Source organism: Lysobacter humi (ex Lee et al. 2017), from assembly GCF_054781815.1.
In genome coordinates, this window is sequence record NZ_BAAGTR010000018.1 from 1 (window position 1) to 567 (window position 567).

General features: G+C 69.0%; 1 protein-coding gene. It reads left to right on the forward strand.

Annotation, left to right across the window (positions count from 1 at the left end):
• Nucleotides 1-567: methyl-accepting chemotaxis protein (locus ACYVJJ_RS15075; RefSeq protein WP_460834858.1), on the forward strand; the 567-nt coding region annotated here is incomplete at both ends.

Consider the following 567-nt stretch of genomic DNA (forward strand, 5'->3'; position numbering starts at 1 on the left):
CCTCGGGCAATGCGGACCTCTCGCAGCGCACCGAGCAGCAGGCCGCGTCGCTCGAGGAGACGGCCTCGTCGATGGAGGAGCTCACCTCCACCGTGCGCCAGAACGCCGACAACGCCCGCCAGGCCAACCAGCTCGCCGTGGGCGCGGCCGACGTCGCCCAGCAGGGCGGCGCGGTGGTCAGCAAGGTGGTCGACACGATGGGCGCGATCAATGCGTCCAGCCGCAAGATCGTCGACATCATCTCGGTCATCGACGGCATTGCCTTCCAGACCAACATCCTCGCGCTCAATGCCGCGGTGGAAGCCGCGCGTGCCGGCGAGCAGGGCCGTGGCTTCGCGGTGGTCGCCTCCGAGGTGCGCTCGCTCGCGCAGCGCTCGGCGCAGGCGGCCAAGGAGATCAAGGGCCTGATCAACGACTCGGTGGAGAAGGTCGGCGAAGGCACGCAGCTGGTCGACCAGGCGGGCCAGACGATGGCCGAGATCGTGACCAGCGTGAAGCGCGTGTCCGACATCATCGCCGACATCTCGGCGGCGTCGCAGGAGCAGAGCAGCGGCATCGAGCAGATCA